At 33.5% G+C, this 19,176-nt stretch carries 24 protein-coding genes, 2 pseudogenes and 1 riboswitch; of the genes and pseudogenes, 5 read left to right on the forward strand and 21 right to left on the reverse strand.

Features of this window, described 5'->3' with window-relative positions; translation table 11 throughout:
• Positions 1-523 precede the first annotated feature (523 nt).
• The 3 genes from ACZDYH_RS23305 to ACZDYH_RS23315 all read left to right on the forward strand — a co-directional run bounded on the left by ACZDYH_RS23305 (position 524) and on the right by ACZDYH_RS23315 (position 3,110).
• Positions 524-988: a hypothetical protein gene (locus tag ACZDYH_RS23305; protein ID WP_046392730.1), complete on the forward strand. Its 465-nt coding sequence runs from the start codon at positions 524-526 to the stop codon at positions 986-988.
• 328 nt (positions 989-1,316) lie between these two features.
• Complete coding sequence (locus ACZDYH_RS23310) at positions 1,317-2,105, forward strand: sulfotransferase family 2 domain-containing protein (RefSeq protein ID WP_116344834.1); 789 nt, start codon at positions 1,317-1,319, stop codon at positions 2,103-2,105.
• Between the two features lie 276 nt (positions 2,106-2,381).
• Positions 2,382-3,110 (forward strand): hypothetical protein, encoded by a 729-nt coding sequence (locus tag ACZDYH_RS23315; protein ID WP_033666571.1) that lies wholly within the window; start codon positions 2,382-2,384, stop codon positions 3,108-3,110.
• Between the two features lie 212 nt (positions 3,111-3,322).
• Here the strand turns inward: ACZDYH_RS23315 and ACZDYH_RS23320 are convergent, their stop codons facing one another.
• From ACZDYH_RS23320 to ACZDYH_RS23360, 9 genes are read right to left on the reverse strand one after another with little or no spacing between them, the layout of a single operon-like run.
• Positions 3,323-3,778 carry a nucleoside triphosphate pyrophosphohydrolase family protein gene (locus tag ACZDYH_RS23320; protein WP_001094973.1) on the reverse strand — a complete coding sequence of 152 codons (456 nt, stop codon included), beginning with the start codon at positions 3,776-3,778 and terminating at the stop codon, positions 3,323-3,325.
• A 19-nt stretch (positions 3,779-3,797) separates the two neighbouring features.
• A complete protein-coding gene (locus tag ACZDYH_RS23325) occupies positions 3,798-4,049 on the reverse strand; it encodes a hypothetical protein (protein WP_000109499.1) in 252 nt (83 codons plus the stop codon).
• A gap of 26 nt (positions 4,050-4,075) precedes the next feature.
• A complete protein-coding gene (locus ACZDYH_RS23330) occupies positions 4,076-4,243 on the reverse strand; it encodes a DUF3954 domain-containing protein (protein WP_000717826.1) in 168 nt (55 codons plus the stop codon).
• 18 nt (positions 4,244-4,261) lie between these two features.
• Positions 4,262-4,621, reverse strand: a complete 360-nt coding sequence (locus ACZDYH_RS23335) for a hypothetical protein (protein ID WP_001125968.1) — start codon at positions 4,619-4,621, stop codon at positions 4,262-4,264.
• Positions 4,614-4,892, reverse strand: coding sequence for an AbrB/MazE/SpoVT family DNA-binding domain-containing protein (locus tag ACZDYH_RS23340; RefSeq protein WP_063547383.1), 279 nt, complete (start codon positions 4,890-4,892; stop codon positions 4,614-4,616). The genes ACZDYH_RS23335 and ACZDYH_RS23340 overlap by 8 nt, the downstream gene beginning before the upstream one ends.
• Positions 4,893-4,895: 3 nt before the next feature.
• Positions 4,896-5,951 (reverse strand): DnaD domain-containing protein, encoded by a 1,056-nt coding sequence (locus ACZDYH_RS23345; protein WP_116344835.1) that lies wholly within the window; start codon positions 5,949-5,951, stop codon positions 4,896-4,898.
• A gap of 57 nt (positions 5,952-6,008) precedes the next feature.
• A complete protein-coding gene (locus tag ACZDYH_RS23350; protein ID WP_000390285.1) occupies positions 6,009-6,173 on the reverse strand; it encodes a hypothetical protein in 165 nt (54 codons plus the stop codon).
• The gene (locus ACZDYH_RS23355; protein WP_000522028.1) at positions 6,173-6,439 is read right to left on the reverse strand and encodes a helix-turn-helix domain-containing protein; all 267 of its coding nucleotides are present in this window, start codon (positions 6,437-6,439) and stop codon (positions 6,173-6,175) included. Before ACZDYH_RS23355 ends, ACZDYH_RS23350 begins: the two co-directional genes overlap by 1 nt.
• 56 nt (positions 6,440-6,495) lie before the next feature.
• On the reverse strand, positions 6,496-6,687 hold the full coding sequence (locus tag ACZDYH_RS23360) for a helix-turn-helix domain-containing protein (protein WP_000854271.1): 192 nt from the start codon (positions 6,685-6,687) through the stop codon (positions 6,496-6,498).
• Between the two features lie 200 nt (positions 6,688-6,887).
• Between ACZDYH_RS23360 and ACZDYH_RS23365 the strand changes: the two genes are divergently transcribed.
• A complete protein-coding gene (locus tag ACZDYH_RS23365) occupies positions 6,888-7,241 on the forward strand; it encodes a helix-turn-helix domain-containing protein (RefSeq protein WP_000491272.1) in 354 nt (117 codons plus the stop codon).
• 35 nt (positions 7,242-7,276) lie between these two features.
• Here ACZDYH_RS23365 and ACZDYH_RS23370 read toward each other — a convergent pair whose 3' ends face one another.
• The 4 genes from ACZDYH_RS23370 to ACZDYH_RS23385 all read right to left on the reverse strand — a co-directional run bounded on the left by ACZDYH_RS23370 (position 7,277) and on the right by ACZDYH_RS23385 (position 10,761).
• The gene (locus tag ACZDYH_RS23370; RefSeq protein ID WP_255913732.1) at positions 7,277-7,405 is read right to left on the reverse strand and encodes a hypothetical protein; all 129 of its coding nucleotides are present in this window, start codon (positions 7,403-7,405) and stop codon (positions 7,277-7,279) included.
• 154 nt (positions 7,406-7,559) lie between these two features.
• On the reverse strand, positions 7,560-7,706 hold the full coding sequence (locus ACZDYH_RS23375) for a hypothetical protein (RefSeq protein ID WP_000720927.1): 147 nt from the start codon (positions 7,704-7,706) through the stop codon (positions 7,560-7,562).
• Positions 7,707-7,743: 37 nt separating this feature from the next.
• A complete protein-coding gene (locus ACZDYH_RS23380) occupies positions 7,744-8,895 on the reverse strand; it encodes an AimR family lysis-lysogeny pheromone receptor (RefSeq protein WP_116344836.1) in 1,152 nt (383 codons plus the stop codon).
• Positions 8,896-9,459: 564 nt separating this feature from the next.
• Positions 9,460-10,761: an exosporium leader peptide-containing protein gene (locus ACZDYH_RS23385; RefSeq protein WP_474887277.1), complete on the reverse strand. Its 1,302-nt coding sequence runs from the start codon at positions 10,759-10,761 to the stop codon at positions 9,460-9,462.
• Positions 10,762-11,064: 303 nt separating this feature from the next.
• Between ACZDYH_RS23385 and ACZDYH_RS23390 the strand changes: the two genes are divergently transcribed.
• A complete protein-coding gene (locus ACZDYH_RS23390; protein ID WP_116344837.1) occupies positions 11,065-12,174 on the forward strand; it encodes a site-specific integrase in 1,110 nt (369 codons plus the stop codon).
• A 41-nt stretch (positions 12,175-12,215) separates the two neighbouring features.
• Here ACZDYH_RS23390 and ACZDYH_RS23395 read toward each other — a convergent pair.
• From ACZDYH_RS23395 to pdxR, 8 genes and pseudogenes are all read right to left on the reverse strand, one after another.
• Positions 12,216-12,914: pseudogene (locus ACZDYH_RS23395) on the reverse strand (pPIWI_RE module domain-containing protein); the annotation flags it as partial.
• A 311-nt stretch (positions 12,915-13,225) separates the two neighbouring features.
• Positions 13,226-13,711 (reverse strand): hypothetical protein, encoded by a 486-nt coding sequence (locus ACZDYH_RS23400; protein WP_025687515.1) that lies wholly within the window; start codon positions 13,709-13,711, stop codon positions 13,226-13,228.
• Positions 13,712-13,920: 209 nt separating this feature from the next.
• Positions 13,921-14,055, reverse strand: a pseudogene (locus ACZDYH_RS23405) (site-specific integrase); the annotation flags it as partial.
• Positions 14,056-14,200: 145 nt separating this feature from the next.
• Positions 14,201-14,521 (reverse strand): heterocycloanthracin/sonorensin family bacteriocin, encoded by a 321-nt coding sequence (locus ACZDYH_RS23410; RefSeq protein WP_001071364.1) that lies wholly within the window; start codon positions 14,519-14,521, stop codon positions 14,201-14,203.
• A 554-nt stretch (positions 14,522-15,075) separates the two neighbouring features.
• A complete protein-coding gene (locus ACZDYH_RS23415; protein WP_016122577.1) occupies positions 15,076-15,339 on the reverse strand; it encodes a DUF3937 family protein in 264 nt (87 codons plus the stop codon).
• 398 nt (positions 15,340-15,737) lie between these two features.
• Positions 15,738-16,427 carry a thiaminase II gene (gene tenA, locus ACZDYH_RS23420; protein ID WP_474887280.1) on the reverse strand — a complete coding sequence of 230 codons (690 nt, stop codon included), beginning with the start codon at positions 16,425-16,427 and terminating at the stop codon, positions 15,738-15,740.
• Positions 16,428-16,554: 127 nt separating this feature from the next.
• A riboswitch (TPP riboswitch) is annotated at positions 16,555-16,660 on the reverse strand.
• A 73-nt stretch (positions 16,661-16,733) separates the two neighbouring features.
• Positions 16,734-17,648, reverse strand: a complete 915-nt coding sequence (locus ACZDYH_RS23425; protein ID WP_016122576.1) for a D-alanine--D-alanine ligase — start codon at positions 17,646-17,648, stop codon at positions 16,734-16,736.
• 4 nt (positions 17,649-17,652) lie between these two features.
• Complete coding sequence (gene pdxR, locus ACZDYH_RS23430) at positions 17,653-19,101, reverse strand: MocR-like pyridoxine biosynthesis transcription factor PdxR (RefSeq protein WP_458869518.1); 1,449 nt, start codon at positions 19,099-19,101, stop codon at positions 17,653-17,655.
• Positions 19,102-19,176: the final 75 nt, after the last annotated feature.

A 19,176-nucleotide genomic window follows, 5' to 3' on the forward strand; every position in this document is an offset into this window, starting at 1 on the left:
ATATATTGGGTATTCTTTTTCAACATTAGTTCTAGTCAGAGAGCACTTTTAAAAGTGCTCTTTTAATTTATTTGGATGGATTATGTTTTACATATAATAAACATAAAATGCAAAGAGCAGACAAGACATATTTTTTAATTAAATAAGGATTTTGTTTAAATTTCATTAACCTTATTGATTCCTTTGCATACAGTATTATCACAAGGAATTCCACAGGTGGCTCTGGTCCAGTTACCTTGAATTTCTTGCACACCTTGTGGGAAGAATCCGTTTATAACAAACGGGTTCTTTTATTTTTGCTCATACAATAAGAATTTTGTTAAAAAACTGCACATTTATTCAGAACATGCATAAAATATAATGTGGTATTCTTTTTCAATATTTTTTATCCGAGAGCGCCTTGAATGGCGCTCTTTAATTTTCAAATAATTACGAGAGCGGATTTTATTATGTTGTACAAGCACTACTTCGCTTTATTAAATAGACTATATAGACATCTAAAAGAAGGGAGCTTTAAATTCATATGGCTGATTACTTTTATAAAGATGGTAAAAAGTATTATAAAAACCAATCGCATACGGACCACCAAAAAAATAACTGTTTTGTTGAGACTCATACAATTAGTGGTTCAGGAGAAAATTTAAATGGAAATATACCTATATCTATTGACCTCCTAAATACCACTCCACAAACAGTATTTGAAGATTTCACCAACAATCACAATAAAACATTAATTCAGTTATTCGTTGTCGGTATGAGTGCACCCGTTCAAGTAACTATTCTAACAAGAAGATCTAGCATACCAATTACTACTACATTACAACCCGTTCAAACAAAAATATTTCAAGTTGAAGATTTTCAAAGTCTTACTCTTACAAAGCAAGAAGGTCCTGCTAGTGCAGTTAGTTTATTTGTTCAAAAAACATTTTGTATCTGCTGTAACAATAATAACGATTCATGTGATGAATATTACCACGAGTGCAACTAATAGATTAAATCACCGTAAGAACTCTTTATATAAAGGGTTCTTTTCCTTTCACTCCCCTCATTTCCCCGCTTTTTATTAAAATAACTATTTTGTTATATTCCTTGCACTTTTAAATGAGACAAGCATATGTTGTAATATAGTGTTTCATCACTTATATACACTTCCTTTTTTCAAGAGTACATATTCGATATGTACTCTTTTTGCATCACTATAAAATAACGCTTTTATAAAGTAATTGATAGCCCTGCAAGCCTTTTATCATATATATAGAATTTTCTCCATACCGTATACAAAGATGAGATTTCTAGAATATGCTGGGAGGTAACATATGACTAACTCAAATATTTACGACTTCATCATGAAATACGCCCGAGGACCCCATTTTCATCAAGAATTCCCAATAATATTATTTTGGAGTCAAAAAAGCGGATGTACATCACTTGCTCATTGGTTTTTTTATCAAATCAACTTGTTTAAGGAAGCCATTAAATATAACCCATTCATCCATAATTATGAATTCGACATTTACAAAAATTCAGTTTACTACTTTACTGGACTTGCTAATGCATTATCCGCAAATGAAAAACCGACATATAAACTTGTAAGAAACCCCTATAAAAGAGCAGTAAGTTCATTTCTCTCACTAATCGCTCCACCAAATATTGAACATCCCGAATGGCAACCAATTAGACATTTTTTATATCATGATAAAAACTGCAATAAAAAAATCTCCTTTAAACTTTTTTTATATTACTTAAAAGCACATATGAATAATTTAGATGATGTGAACCCCCACTATGTGCAACAATATGTCCAAGATGAAGAAAAGTTTGTTACAAACTATATTCACCTTGAAAATTTCTCCTCTGAAATCTCAAATTTAGAGAATATATATGACTTAAAAAAGTCCCCATTAGATATATTAACTAAGTCATGGCATCATCAAAGTGGGATCACCATTTTTAAAGGTAACTATGCAGATGCTGATATTACTGACCCTCTATTCCCACGACTCCCAACATATGAAAGTTTTTATGACTCCGAAACTATTCAATTAGTTGAAGATATTTTCAAAAAGGATTTCACTGTATACAAATACTCCTTAACCCCCCTCTAAAATATAGGCATTTTTATAATCATAGGTTCATATTTATTACAGAGAAACTTAAGCCACCTACTTAAGTTTCCTCATAATACTTCTGCAAATTGAATGTGGGCGCTATTTTATAGTGCCTTTTTTTCTATGTTATTTTTAACAAAGGCTTTTAAGGATAAGCATCATAATATATTAGAGCAAGATGTATTTTATCCTTGTCTAAAAGGAGGGGTTTTCATTAGTGCAACTTTAATTTCCCATTTCTATAATGAAGAGTATCTGCTCCCTTGGTGGTTAATGCACCACACAAAATTATTTGATCACGGCATTCTTATTAATCGTGGGTCTACTGATCGTTCAGTTGAAATATGCAAATTATTTGCACCTAATTGGGAAATCCGCGATTCAAAAGTATTAGAATTTGATGCCATATTAGTTGATCAAGAAGTAATGAACATAGAGAAAGAAATTACGGGATGGAAAATGGTGTTAAATACCACTGAATTTCTTTGCTGTGTTGATAAGCATGCCTTTTTCTCATCTCTTGCTACTTTAGGGAAAAACATGTACGCAATTAGGACTATTCTAATGGTAGATGATCCTACTCACGGTTATACCAATCCGAGATACGGAATTCCCCTTGTCAAACAACGTTATCATGGGAAAATACTCACCCCTAATCCACCTGCCCCATACTATGGCGGTAGATTAGTCCACAATTATTTTCATGGTAGTTATTGGGCAGGACGACATTGGTCACCGCATCCATTTATGATTTACATGTATCCCGCTTTCGTTTTAAAATTCTTTTACAGCCCCTGGAATACAGCTATGAAAAATAGAAAATTACAAATTGGTCCTACTCTTTCAAAACATAGCATCCAGCATGGATTAGGTACTTATCACCTGGTAACACTAGATACATTAGAAAAAAATTATATACACTTTACAAACTCAACTACTGACCTGCGATTAAACCAGGAATATCAGGTTTTATTTCCTGATTTATGTTTTCCTAACCATTAATACATCAAAAAATATTTTAAAACTTTTTATATAAACAAAAGTCCCCTTGTATTTATAAATTATCATTTTACTAGAATTTTCAAATTTTACACCAATTAATTGACTGACATTGAATTTTTTGGGATTATATGATAATATTTATATATAAAATCATTACCCTTATAAAAAGAGCTATGAGCCTTTCCACTCATGGCTCTTTTTTATTACAATTTTCATTTCATATCTACACGATTTTGACTAGCTTCTCGGCTAAATCCGTCTGGGTATCTTGTTGCCAATTTAGATATATTCATTTGAGCAATATCTTCTAGGGTATATCCCATTTCATGAGACATGATTGAAATGTAGTACAAGATGTCCCCTAGCTCTAAAGCGATTTTATGTGTATTTCCTTCTTCTTCTCCTGGACAATGAGCTGGATCAAATCCATGACCATGAAAAATTGCTTTTTTTACAACATCAGCAACCTCACCAGCTTCTCCCGTAAGCCCTAATGCTGCATTTAAAACACGTCCACCAAAATCGTTATTTGTATTCCATGTACGTAATGCCGCTTCTTGATATTGATCTAATTCACAAATTTGATTGATATTCATTACAACTTGTACTTCCATTGATTCACTAACTAATTTAGTTGTTTCATATACACCGTTTTCCATAGTGTTCATTTTATTTTCCCCTTCCTATTTAACAAATCCCTAATCCTATCGGACGATTTTCAATTAAATACTTATCAGCCTGATCTATTACAAGGAGTGCAACTTCCGCTTGATGCCTTCTTAACGTTTTTGCCATCTTTGGCAAGCTCATGCCCTGACTCCACATTTCACGAAAACGAATTACATCTCTTTCATCCCAAATGAAGTTAGCTTCTTCTAAAGCGATGTATACCTTTAACCGTGATTCCTTCATCACTTCATGGTTTCTCGCTACACTCATAAGCGAACCTACTTTCTAGTAAAAAATTATTTTATCTTTTCAGTAAACTTAGTATCTACACGATCAACTTTACCGTTTACCCAAACCGCAACTTGCTCACCGAATCCACTCATTGGCGGATTTACTGCTGTTACATTTCCGTCCTTCACTATTAAAAGTTTGTTGCTACTAACATCGATTTCTATTTTTTTCATATGTCCCTCTCCTTTTTACTACCGCATGTACTCGACAACATCAGGTTTAAAACCACTTCCTAAATAAACCCGTACCGGAATTATTTCTTTTTTATCCCTTGCTGCCTTACACAATTCTTCAGCTGTATCCCAATTGAAAAACTTATCTACAGCTCTTTGAAATCTCCATATTGCCATTACATACTGTTCAAAAATATCATAGCGATCATCTTGTTTAGTTGTGCGTGGTAATTCATCCGTACACTTTGCATTCGTTGGAACCTGGACGCGTACATCAGCATATGTAGTGCGTCCTGTACCTCTTTTCACATTTGCCTTCATTACATCGAACTCACAAATTGCTGGCTCTACATCGAAAATGTTTAGTTGCTTAGGCATATGCCATCCCACTCTTCTGAATAAGATCCAGTAATTCAATTGCCCCTTCCTTGCTTAAAAACATTCGGCCACCTAGCAACTCTATGTTGGTTTCAGAAACTTCACCCGTTACAAAGCATGACTTTTCATATTTTCTTAGAACAATGTTTTCCCCATCGACATGAAAATCTAGTGCCGTACCTTCGACAATCCCTAAAGTTCTGCGTAACTCTACTGGAATTACTACACGACCTAGCTCGTCCACTTTTCTTGCAACGCCTGTGTTTTTCATACCTTACTCTCCTTTAGTATTTTTATATTTATTTAGAATCTCATCCAAACGTTTCTTATTATCTTTAAGATCATCACTTTGAGTTTGGTGTGGCTGCTGTATTGGCTCTTGTTCTTCTTGTTTACGTAACCAATCTGGTACAACTTCCGTTCGTTTGGAATAACCTTTACCAGTACGTTTGTTGTTTTTCTTACTCATTTCAAATCGAGTATCTAAAGCAGCAACATCATTTAATGTTTTTACTTTTTCCTTTTCCCAACTACTTAAAATACTGCGAATATATCTCCACTTTGGCACATTTTCATCAATTGCTTTATTAACAGCGTGAATAACTAATTCATTACCGAATCTATCGCAAAACTCACCTAATTCTTGAATTGCAATTTCACTTAACGGAATCCCCTTTTCAAGTAAAAAGTTGTAACTAGTTTTAAATTCTTGATCAATTAATTTCTGAGATGAAGTAGCATCATCATCATTTATCTTTGTAGTAATATTTGTAGTAATCTCTGTATTTGTCTTACGTTCTAGTGTAAGAGACTCTTCCGTTTTATCGTAGGAGGGTATTGCTTTAGAATGTAAGACACTCTTGCTTTCTAAAGTAATAGGACTATTACTTTTCATTGTAGGAGGGTTAGCATTTCCCCAATACATAATAGATATTTTCTGAATCATTTCAGGTACAGGTTCAACATACATAACGTTATTACACCTAGTTCCGTTAACAAGAATCGTCCTAAATTCAATTTTTATAAGTCCACGTTCTTTCAGAAAGTCACATGCTTCTTTTACTTGTCTTTTTGTAAATCCAAATGAATCTGCTAATTGTTGATAACTCTTTTGAAGCGTGTCTGCCTTAAACTTTTGTTTATATTGAACTTGACTAGATTCTTCACTTCTTACTTCAGTAGGTTTATACCAATAAACAATTTCTCCTAAGACAGTAATTGCAACAATATTAGGTTTACCATTACCTAATGTAAGTGTTTTAAACCATCCATGATCTATAACATTTCCACGAAAATTTATTTGCCCTATTTGTAATACCTTGTTGTTCATAGCTTTCACTCCTTTCAATAAAACCAATGTGCTATTTTCCTACTTTCCGTGGTATACTTATAACAACTTGTTTTTTGAAAAGGACCCACTGCCATGGGTCTTTTTACTTTGCTTCACATCACTCCAAGCCCATTGTTTTATTGGCTCATAAGTTATGTAAAATAAAAATGAACCACATGCAATTAATATCGCTAATATAGCTAATGATGTTGTATCTTCCACTAAATCACCTCCTTTTGTGCTTCAAGCCAGGCTTCTAAATCCTTTTGTAAAAAAAGTAGTTTACGCCCTTCTCTTATTACTGGAAACTTAGGATGATTTGCTAATTCATACATTCTACAAACCGCTATGTTTAAGAAAGCTGCTGCTTCCTTCACTCGCATTACCTTGTTTGGTTGTGATTGTTGTTGGAATGACGCTAAAGCTGCTTGAATTTCTTCGCGAACAACTTCGCGGATTGACTCTTTAATGATTTGATCTAATCCCATTTTGTTTTGCTCCTTTCTTATTTACTTAACTAACCTTAACTTAACTTTAAGTTAAGTTAAGGACAAAAAATTTTAATTGCATCTAGCTTCACTTTAAAAAACTCAGCAATTTTCACAATTAAATCATAATAAGGTCGACGCTTCCCGTTTTCTATATACCAATAATAAACTTCAGTAATACCCACGGCTTCAGCTACTTCCCTACATGTATACCCCTGCTCTACACGTAGCTGCTTTAGAGTTTTCATAAACAACTCCTCTCTTCCGTTTTTGTTGTTAATTACATAATAACTTAACCTAAGGTTAAGTTCAAGTGTTTCCCAAATCTTTTTCCAAAAAAATTACCTTTCCACTTAACTGATAGTTAATATATAATGACAGTGTGACACCATAATAGTAATTAAGAAACAATAATTTCATATAAAATAAACTTGGGGTGTTTTTTATTATGTTTAGTCATAAGAGGTTGAAATCATTAATTGAAAAGAAGAGCATTACCCAACAACAGTTAGCTGATGCAATTGGTGTTAGTCACGTTTCTGTTTATAATTATGTCGAGGGGAAAAAAGCACCCGGTACACGTACACTTCAGAAGATAGCAAATTATTTAAAAGTAACAACGGATTATTTGTTAGATTTATCTGATTCACCAGATTTAACAGCCGGCGAGGATATACAGTTAACAAAAGAAGCACACGAAATTCTTCAAATCATTAATGACTTACCTGAAGAACAACGAAAAAAAGCATTAGAACAATTAGAGATGTTTGTGAACTACGAGAAATCTAAAGGAAATATGTAGTGTAAAAAGACTATCCAAAAGTTAGATAGTCTTTTTTACATAATTTTTTCTTTTTTTGGTTCACTCAAACAGATAGAAAATAATTTCTCTTTCGGATTATCCTCTTCTTTTAAAAGTAATAAAGCTCGTTTAATTAGATTAACTTCCCCTTCTTTGCTCTTCATCTTCTACGATCTCCCTCTTTGTATTTTTGTATTTTTTTACAAAAATTTCTTTTTTCTTCTTTTAGCAAAAAAAGAAATTTCTCCTAAAACTACAAATGACACCGTCAATTAAGACGATGCCATTTGTAATATATATAAACCTTTATTATGTATTTTACCAACCGCCACCAGGGTCAACCATCATGTGTTGGACTGTAGGTTTTAAATCATTTGTACTAGGTTTTTCTTTAATAGAATCAGTGTTAATGAATAATGTAGCAGCTATTAATAGTGCAGGAAGGATTGTAATTATTTTTTTCATTATTTCACCTCTTTCCAAAGACAATTATACCAATTATTCAAATTAAACCCAAGTGTATTTTTGGTAAATTCGAATAAAATATATTACCTGATTTTTGACACATCAAAAGAGATCGTTTCATTAACTCTTCTTTTTTAGTACCTTCATATGTTAAACCTAAATATGCAGTCTGTATGTCTGTTAATCTTCCATTCTTCTCTTTTAATTGATCCAAAAGTTTTCTCGCTTCCATCTTCTTACCTTGTTTAATCCTTAAATATGCTAGTTCACCTGAATGAACAACATCTAAGCTACTAATTTCTTTATCATGATGAATCTTTAGAAATGATAATGTATGTTGCACCATTTTTCTTTTTCTCTCAATTCCATTAGTCTTACTATCCCCTATCACTTCTAAGGTCTTTTCCAAATAATATTTCGCCCTTTCATATTCATTCGCTGAAAAAATATACGATTCTCCTAACTTTAAATATGCATTTACTTTTGGAAAAGAAAAAAAGTTATCCCATTCAAGATCATCTAATAGTTCCTTACTAACATGCCTTGCTTCAATGACTTCACCACCCTGCAACGAAGTAACGGCAATGGCCTCTTTATATCGTAATTTATAACATTCTCGAATGTACCTATTACTTATTGTATTTATTTTCATTTCAAGAGATTTTAACCGCTCATTTAAAGAAGTAAAGTTACCCGATTGATATTGCGCTTGGCATAATAAAATTTCAATTAACACCTCCATCTCTGAAGTTTTTATTGATTTACTTTCCAAGCTTAATGCCTTATGATACTGTGTAGCATCAATTTCACCTATATATCGTCTATATATAATTCGATACACATTAGCGAATTCTCTATTTTCTGCTACCTTTGATTGTGATTCACTATTTATAATATTAATTAATAGATTAAACTTTCCTCTTAAAGCTAAATCCTCCATTGCCTCACGTAAGTTTTCTGATTTTGGTTTCGTTATATGTATATAATCTGTTAATAAATTTTCTTGAACCTGTATGCCTTTGTTTAATAGGATGATGGTCTTGGAAAGAAAGCCAAAACTCATGTCTGTGTTACCTTTAAAAATTTTTGTAACAGTACTAGGCTTAACTCCCCAATAATCTGCTAGTTTATTTTTCCTTATTCCAGCTGCACATAACTCTTTTTCAATTTGATTTAGAGCTTTCCACATGTTTTGTCCCCCTTATTGGAACAAGACACACTTCCCTATCTTGAAAACGCACCTCAATGATGAATTACATCTAAAAGTTGTGTTATACTAGCCGTATATGTTACGTATAGTCGTAACTGAAAGGCTCATGGCAAATGTTTTCCCTACTACAATTAGGGCAAACGGTGTAAAAGTGTTCCCAGCACAATTACACACGCTATGGGTCTTTTTCGTTCCATCAAATTATATTATTAAGAATATTCTATCACAAATAACCCAAACAGCTATTCTCTCATATTCTGAAAAAACTTGAGAAAGTTAAATATAGTTATAAACACCTAGTTTTTTACCCTTTCAAATAAATTATGCAATATTGCATTTGATAATCCTTTTCGTTGTAACCACACTAATTACATTTTTCTTTTAACTCAAACTTTATATGTAGAGGATTGCTTAGTTTTACATGTATATCCCATAATTTAAAAATAAGAAAAGCCACTCACCTAAGTGGCTTTTCTTATTCTTAATAAACAATATTAATTTAAATTCATCATTTTCTTCACGCTATTTTTAAAATGAACATAATTATGATTTTCTGCTAAACGGCCTTTTACTCCAATCTGCAGATACATTATTTAACAAGAAAAGTGTATTTGGAACTGGTGATGGAAACCTCGCAGCTTGAAAATTTGTAAGAAGCGGAGATGCAATAACGCCATCTATGGTACTACCGGCTTGGACTTGCACCATATCCCCTGCATTCAATTGTACAATGGTAGAAACTGTTACCGCATTTAAAAGCCCAGTATTTCCACCAAAAAAGCTATCATCTCCTGCTATTAAAGCACTGTTAACTGTTATAAATACTTCCGTCACATAATTTAGAGTATCATCAGTAGGACTAAAAATTATAGTAGTAATAATTAAATATACTCCATCTTGTTGCGGTATAAATGTTGATACACCATCATATTCACCATTTAAATCGAATTGTGTAGTTTCAAATGTTACTATAGACAGTGTATTAGCAGTAACGGACTGATCAGTAGATTTGAAAGCTCTGAATGCAGATTCAAATCCCGTTGGACCTGTTGGGCCTGTTATTCCGGTTACCCCCGTTGGACCTGTCGGGCCTGTTATTCCGGTTACTCCCGTTGGACCTGTTGAGCCTGTTATTCCAGTTGCTCCCGTTGGACCTGTTGGGCCTGTTATTCCAGTTGCTCCCGTTGGACCTGTTGGGCCTGTTATTCCAGTTGCCCCCGTTGGACCTGTTGGGCCTGTTATTCCAGTTGCTCCCGTTGGACCTGTTGGGCCTGTTATTCCAGTTGCTCCCGTTGGACCTATTGGACCTCCTGAAGGACCTGTTGGACCTGTTGGACCTGTTGGACCTGCCGGGCCTCCTGAAGGACCTGTTACTCCTGTTACTCCCGTTGGACCTGTCGGGCCTGTTATTCCGGTTACCCCCGTTGGACCTGTTGAGCCTGTTATTCCAGTTGCTCCCGTTGGACCTGTTGGGCCTGTTATTCCAGTTGCTCCAGTTGCTCCTGTTGGACCTGTTATTCCAGTTGCTCCCGTTGGACCTGTTGGGCCTGTTATTCCAGTTGCTCCAGTTGCTCCTGTTGGACCTGTTATTCCAGTTGCTCCCGTTGGGCCTGTCGGACCTGTTGCTCCACATGTTCCCGTTGGACCTGTTGCTCCACTTGTTCCCGTTGGACCTGTTGGACCTGTTGCTCCACTTGCTCCCGTTGGACCTGTTGGACCTGTTGCTCCCGTTGGTAGAGTAAATGAGGAAATCGGTGGCAATGTCGGTCCTATTAAACTCGAATCCATTGAACTAGCAGATAGATTTTTAGAGTTTAATCCTTCCCATTTTTTTTTCCTCTCCATATATCTCACTCCAAATAAAAATCATTTCTCAATTAAGAAAATATTAATTGTACAAAATATGATATATATAAGATGTACTATTCCAAATAAAATATTCTAAATGAAAATATTTCCTTAAATATACAAAATTCTTTTATAAAATTAATTTTTGTAAAAAACAACAAATATATTAAATAATCAATTCTGTTCATATATGGTAAAATATATCCATCGCTGATATGTCCAAACATGTAATTTTCATAGCAGCAAAATTACAACTAGACTTATACAACATGATTCAAAACAAATGAAGGAGTGTTTTAAGTGAAAGGACATATTCGAAAAAGAGGAAATAAATACTGTATCGTTATTGATATCGGTCCTGATCCAGAGACAGGAAAAAGAAGACAGAAGTGGTTTTCTGGATATAAGACAAAAAAAGAAGCACAGGCTGATGTGGCAAAGAAGATTACCGAGTTGAATGAAGGAACTTTTATAGAACCATCTAAAGTTACGTTAAAAGATTATCTAAATCATTGGCTAGAAATTAAAAGTATGAGCATAGAAAAGAGTACCTTTGCTGGCTATAAGGCATTTATCAACCAACATGTTATACCTAGTATAGGAATGGTTGCGCTCCATAAACTAAATGTTATACACATTCAAAAATGTTATAAGACTGCGATAGATAAAGGGATTGCAAACAATTCTATTCTGCTTATGCATAGAATTTTAAAGAGCGCTTTAAACCTAGCCGTAAAACAAAATATTATTTCTCGAAATCCAACAGATTTTGCTGAGATACCTAAAAAAGAAAAAACCCCTATCCAGACTTGGACAGAGGAAGAAGTAAAAAAGTTTTTAGCTCATTCACAAGAATCACGATATCACATTGGGTATCTACTTGCAATAACTACAGGTATGCGTCTGGGAGAAGTTCTAGGGTTACGATGGCAGGATATTGATTTTGAAAAACATACTGTTACAATAAATCAAACATCCGGTCATGACAATAAAATCAAAAAAACGGCAAAAACAAATTCATCAAAACGTACAATTCCTGTACCAAATGAAACAATAGCAGCCTTAAAAAGGCATAAAATTTTAATCAATAAAGAGAAATTAAGGTTTGGTTCTGCTTATCTAGATCAAGATTTAATAAATTGTAATGAGTTTGGAAGAATAATAAAAAGAGCACATTTCAGAAAAAGTTTCATTAGGATGACACACAAAGTAGGTATAAAAGAAATTAAATTCCATGATTTAAGACATACACACGCCACTCTACTATTGAAACAAGGAGTTAACCCTAAAATCATCAGTGAGCGATTAGGTCATACAGATATTTCAATGACATTAAGTGTCTATTCTCATGTTTTACCGAATATGCAGGAAGAAGCTGTTAAAAACTTCGGTAAAAGTATCTTTGGATAACCTATGTTTGCAAAATGTTTGCATTTTATCAAAAAAAGCCAAACAAACGTTGTCATATCAAGGTTTGTTTGACCTAACATCTTATATTCTTGATAAAATCTCCGAATCCCTATTGAAATATTTAATAATGGAGCGTTCTCACCACCGCGGGTTATGCATTCGAATCGATATACATAGGAGAAAAAATCTTGTGTTTTTTCATCTTTTATCGGCCCTGACATCGCCTCACAAATATTTTGTGATCTAAGAGGGGAAAAATAGATTTCTTCTTCATTTGTATTTTTTAAATATATAGGACGCTCACAAAAAATATGTGAGATTAAAGCGGGCACCCACTTAGAATACGTTTCATTATCATGTAGTACTGGCAAATTAGAAATCAAATCGGATTGCCATTCATATTTTGGTGGTTCTACTAATCTATTTGGTTTCCAATCATGAATAATCTCATACCAACTTTGAAAAATATAATCGAGCTGCTCTTGTCTAATAGGTTCTTTCGATACAATCCATGGTGTATTTTCATTTAATACGTATGGGTTATGCTGAATAAACAATATATCCGAAAACATATCATACAATCTTTCATTCAAACGTTTCAACTTACTCGTTAATAAAAATGTCTTATAATGTATCTCTACGATGTCCAGCCATTCAATAGGAAAGTATATAAATGATACCTTTTCATTTAAAAGGGGTTCTACTATATTTTCAAATGTTAGCAGCCTTAATTTTTTCATAAAATGATTCCTTCCTTTCTTCAGTTGTCTTGATTATCAAAAAGCTAGAACAATAGTTACTTAATCTAATCCATTTAAACCAAGTATTTAAAAGAAACGTAAAAACTGTTTATCTACATAAATTATTATCAAACCAACTCTTTTAAAAATTCAAAGTAATTATCATGTATAACACCTCTACTATATTTTAATTTTGATACATTCGAATTATACATTACACTTAATGCATTGTACTTATCATTTACAATATCTTTACAAAAAAACCAAAAAAGAACACCTTAATTCGGTGCCCTTTTTACAAATATCAACCTTTATGTAATTGAACATATAGATAACAGTAATCCCCCAAATGAAATTGCTCCTAGTAAACCTACTACAACTCCTGTTAAACAAATACAATCAGCAAGACAAATAGAAGACTGCGATAATGGAACAAATGACCTACTTGTACTCGAACCATATTGTTTTATTTTCTCATAATTCACATCTAACATTAGATGTAAACATGTTACACCATCCTCAATAGTATGTAGAGGTTCTTTTTCTAATCGCTCCAATAATTTACTATCAAAAGCAACTGATAGAGGATACTGCTTATCTAATTTCATATTTTGATAAATTAGTTGCAAACGAGATAATATATTATTTTTCTTCTTTTCAGATGTTACTGTACATTTCATATTATTAAATTCATTTAATAACAGTGATAATTCATCTCTTTTTCCGTATAAATCTTTAGCTATTTTTCTCTTTAGTTTATACGAATGGAAAATAGATTTTAGTTCAACCATATTCATACACTTCCTAATTACATAGTATTTACCCTATTATTTTGTAGATAAACAGTACTTTTTAATCTTATTTAAAATACACTTAAGCAACTTCATTTACTATCGATTAACATTACATTAACCTTACACGGTTGTAATAAAATCATTAGCTAGAAGGAAGCAATGCCTAAACTAGACAGATATTTAATGACAAAACCATAAGAAAAAAACAATGATTAGATTTTAAATCTAGTCATTGCTTTATCCATCACATCTTGATTACATCTATATATCTTATTGTTACTCTTTCACTTGAATGATTGAATATATCCATTAAAAATGGCTATATTCTTTGTCGGCACGTACATATAACTAATGTTTTTTTATTGATAAAGTGAAACTTTAATCAGCTCTCACCAATCGGGCTTTTATGGGCAGTCCGCCACCTAACTTCTCTTTGCTCTCGCTGAATTTTTTTGGGGATGTTACTGCCCGCAACTAGCAAGATAGATGTTATCAATATTCATACGTTACAATAGTACCGGTAGTATCAGTAAAACCATCAAAACAGTTAGAGCAACCACCACAGCCGCCACAACCGCCACAGCCTCCGCAACCAAAACAACCGAAGCAACCAATACAACGGAAGCCACCACAACGGAAGCCGCCACAACGACCTCCACCACAACCGCCACAACGACCACAACCGCCACAGCGACGAGCAGCATCTTCAATATAGTAATATGGATATTGGTTTTGCTGGTCCCAATAGACAATATTTCCAGACCGGTAATCATTAAGGCTTAACGCTTGTAGTTCTTGTTGAAACTGATTCATTTTCATAACCTCCGTTTATAAAATACAACCTCATCGATACTTCCCTATATTCCTGTTCGTTACATCTAAGTAGAAATAGCGCTATAAACTAAGTTCAATACGTACACCAACAAAGTATGACTTATCACTAGATGATGCACCTTGTTCATATACCTATTTTTACTATGGGCTCATTTTTATAAAGTGAAACTTTAATCAGTGGGGTTTTGTTCATCCCCTACCTAACTTCTTTGCTTCCGCTGAATTTTGAGGGGGGGGCTTACTGCCCGGCAAATAGCGGGATAAATAAAAATTAAAAAATATGAATTCTAGCGTCATATCTTCATACTTACTAAGTTCAATTAATTTCTCAATAATTATGATGCCATATCCTATATATTTCCGTCTGCTGCTTAGATTTTTCTGTACTGTAAATGGCTTTCGCTATAACACCTCCAAGTGACCGGTTTCTATGACGGATAAGAAATTCCAACAAAAAAAGCCCTAATTAGGGCTTTTCATTCTATTTCTCCAGTAAAACTCTCTATGAAATTCCTAATAGAAAAAAGACACACTTAGATTGATGCGTCTTTTTGTGATGCCTCTTTTGTGAAATCATATAAAGCAATTGCGCCTAAAAGAACAAGTATCCCTTGAGGAACATCTAGCAAAATGGTTTTCCAAATTTCTGGAATTATCCATTTAATATCTGCTGCTGTTTCAAGATATGTTTGGAAATAGCTGATTGTAAAATTAATTATCCCTAAAAATACAAATAACGATAAACCAAATCGAATTAATTTCTTATTTGTAAACATATAACACCTCTCAAAATTCATTGGATATTCCTGCTTTTGCTTCTTTATATTTCCATATCTCTATATCTGATTTTAACACATAAAGAGCTCAAAAAAAATACGATATGCATATTTGCATATCGTATTAACAACACTCCATGATAATTTAGAAATTCCTGCAAAGAAAAAACAACTCCGTTACAGCTAACAGCTCGGGTTTCTTTTCTTATTTAACTTCATACCACCAACATTTACGTTCTTTGATTGTAAAATAAATGTGACAGAAGTTTATCCAGTTAATGCGTAGACAAGTAAATGAGCTAAATTATCGATATTCTATTTCGCCATATCCGTAGCACTAATGACTTTACGCAAATTTGACAAGAAAAAATATATAGATAGGTATGATCCATACCTATCTATAACATTACTTCTATTCTTTATCCAATTACGTCTTTTACGTCTGTATCCACTGGCCACTTTTCTAATGTATAAGCCATTTCCCAAAATGAATATTCATATTGACTGCTAATAATAAAATGCTGTTTCATACGTTTGCGGTCTGCCTCTGTTACTTTTTCAGCGATAGTATCTAAACGTGTAATTTGCTCTTCAACTAGCGTACGGAACCAATCAGATCCATAAGCAAAAATCCATTCGTCATAAATTTGCTCTTCCGGCTGGCACTCTTTTAAGCGTTCGCCAATTTCATAATACAACCAATAGCAAGGTAAAATTGCTGCAATGATATCGCCTAAATGTCCTTCGTACGCAGCACGATACATATGTGAAGTATATGCGTATGCAGTTGGAGCAGGGATAAAATTATCTTTTTCTTCTTTTGTTATCCCTAATTTCTTCGCAAAATTCTCATGTAATGATAATTCCGCCTCATATGTATTTTGGGCATGGTGTGCCATACGAGCTGTCGTTTCTAATTCAAGAGCTTTTGCAGCTCCTAATGTTTGTACTCTAGCAAAATGACTCAAATAATATGAATCTTGAAGCACATAATAGCGAAAACTAGCTAAATCTAACGTTCCTTCACCAAGTTTTTTTACAAAAGGATGGTTAAAACTCGCTTCCCAAATTGAATCTACTTCTTTACGTAATGATTGTGAAAAAGTCATTTAAATCCCTCCAATAATGTATAAAATATAAGTATTTATCCACAATTATTAAAGCTGTAAAATAAAAAAACTTTCTTTACAGGCGTAAAGAAAGTGAAATCGACAGTATTTATTTACTCATTAAATAGCAACGTCTTTCCCACTTCCCTACGCTGGCATTAACCAGATCAGGTACTAAGAGTCTCAAAATCACATTTGATCTCAGCCTATAAGAGGCCCCCCTAGTGGATAAATATTTTGTTTTTATAATGTATTCATCATAGCATACTTCGTGAAACTGTCAAAAAAATTCGTTATATAATTCCCTTAAAACCCTTCTTCTTTTCTAACTTTTAATGATGTTTCAATAATCATATCTAATAGTTTGCTATAACTAATCCCCGCTGCTTCTGCACTTTTTGGCAATAAACTTGATTGTGTCATCCCTGGTAATGTATTAATTTCCATTACATATGGAATTCCGTCCTTCACCATCATATCAACTCTTGCATAAACACTACATTTTAATGCTTTATAACAAGCAAGTGACGCTTTATTTACACGTTCCTTAATTTCTGCTGGAAGTTCGATAACTTCCTCAACTGTACTAGTATCATCATATTTTGCATTGTAGTCAAAGAACTCGGCTGCATGTCGAATTGAAACTATAGGTAACTGTTTTCCATTCAGAATTGAACATGTAATTTCATCACCTTTTATATACTTCTCAATTACTACTTCAGAATCCCATTCGAATACAGTTTCTAGCATTGAGATCAATTCATTTTTATTATAAACGATTTTCACTCCGACACTCGATCCGCCAGAGTTTGGTTTTACTACTAATGGAAATCCTAACTTATCTAACTCATCAAGATTTAGATCCTCCATTTTTGTAAGTTCAATCCAATCTGGTGTTTCTACACCTTCATAACGTAAAATCTTTTTCGAAATATTTTTATCCATACATATACTGCTAGATAACATATTACTTCCGCTATAAGGAATCCCTAAACTCTCCAGTGTTCCTTGAACTGTCCCATCTTCTCCGTATTTTCCGTGTAATGCGAGCAACGCAAAGTCAATGTCTTTCGCTTTTTCAATTAAATCCACTTTTTCATTTAATGTAATTGGAACTATTTCATACTTATTTTTATCTAAATGAGCAATCATTTCATTCCCCGTCATAATTGAAACTTGTTTTTCAGACGATACCCCGCCCATAATAACACCGATTTTCATTTTCTCAACTCCAAATTTCATTTTTTAATGTATCACCAATTATTTTAATTCCCCGAACTATTTCTTCTTCTTTCAAGCGCGAAAACCCTAATCGGAAAGTGTTCGCTCCTTCTCCATCAGAGTAAAAAACATCTCCAGGTGAAAACGTAACGCCTTTCTCATAACACTTTTGTAAAAGTGTGCGGGCATTCATATGCTCTTCTAGCTCTATAAATAAATGCAGTCCACCATCTCCAGTCATTCTTTTAAAAGGAATGTACTGGTTACATGCCCCGACAGCTAACTCATATTTTTTCTTATAAACAGATCTTGCCTTTTTTAAATATTTCTCAAAATATCCCTCATGTAAATATTGAAACAGAACAGCTTGATCTAACGTAGATGTGTGGATCGTTCTTGCTCTTTTTACGCTTTCTAAATAATGAATCAGCTCTTTATCTGCAATAATCCAGCCTACACGTAAACCAGGGAAAAGTACCTTTGAAAAGCTACTAATATAAATCACATTATTGCCAGCTCCAGCAAAAGTTAATAATGGAGCTAAATGTGAACCTGAATAACGTAATTCTTCATTAAATCCGTCCTCTATAATAGGAACCTTGTATTTTGAGAATAACCTCATCAATTCCGTTCTTTTCTCTGAACTCGTAACAATACCGGTTGGATTATGATAAGAAGGAATTAAATAAGCAAAATCAAAATCTTTTTCACGCAAACTTTTTTCAACTTCATTCGTATCAATACCATCCTCATGCATATCAATCCCATGAACTTCAAGTCCATGTAAACGGAAAAGCTTAAGTGCAGCGTGGTGAGTTGGATTCTCACAAATGACACGACCGGATTTTTTTGATAAAGAAGAGAGTACAATATCCAATCCTTCTGTAAATCCATTTGTAATTAGAATATCTTTATTGGAAATGTCTACACCTTTCATTTCCATGTAATGAAGTAAATAATTCATTAACGGTCTATATCCCTTTGCATATCCGTAGTTCAATACGATGTCTCCTTCAATGGACATACGAGTAAGAAAAGCTCTTTTGAAATTTTCAACATCAAATAGCTTCTCATCCGGGGCTATACTATTAAAAACAATCATTCCCTTTTCCCAACGAACACCATGTTTCATTAAATCTAATTCATCCGCTAATGCGGTCACTGTATTAAGTTTCTTTTTCCAATCTATTTCAACAGACGAAGTGTTAGATATATCCACCTTCGCAACAAAGTTCCCTTTTCCTTTAACTGCATAAATGAGTCCTTCTTGCTCTAAATCTGCATAAGCAGCGAGTACAGTGTTTCTACTCACACTTAATAATTCACTTAGTTCCCTTGTTGATGGGATTTTTTGATCCCCGAGCAAATGCCCTTTCATAATCATCTTCTTCAAATAATCTTTCAACTGAATATAAACGGGACGTTCTTTAACAACTTTAAAATCCTTAAACAATTTCTTACCCCCTGCAATCATTTTTGCATATTTATTTCATTCTCAAAAGGTCCACGGCATATGTATTTTTTATAA

The organism is Bacillus sp. EB V-12, assembly GCF_056158125.1.